The sequence below is a fragment of the Methylobacterium sp. J-078 genome, assembly GCF_022829285.1.
GTDB lineage: Bacteria > Pseudomonadota > Alphaproteobacteria > Rhizobiales > Beijerinckiaceae > Methylobacterium.
Genome location: NZ_JAKSYI010000041.1, coordinates 1 through 209, shown reverse-complemented (window position 1 = coordinate 209; position 209 = coordinate 1). Strand labels below are relative to the sequence as shown.

Genomic DNA, 209 nt, shown 5'->3' with positions numbered 1-209 from the left:
ATCTTCCAGAACGGCTTCAACATCGCCCGCGGCTACAACGGCGCGCCCGACACCCAGAACGTCCAGTCCATCGAAGTCCTGAAGGGTCCGGCCGGTGCCCTCTACGGACGCAGCGATCCGGGCGGGAGCGTCAACATCCTGACGAAGCAGCCCGTCGCCCGGCCCTTCGTCGAGATGGGCACCCTGTTCGGCAGCTTCGGCACCGCCCG

The 209-nt window shown here is 67.5% G+C and carries 1 protein-coding gene; it reads left to right on the top strand.

Annotated features, from left to right (window positions below):
* Positions 1–209, top strand: a 209-nt coding sequence (locus tag MKK58_RS04340; protein ID WP_243910939.1) for a TonB-dependent receptor plug domain-containing protein, incomplete at both ends; no start/stop codon positions are given.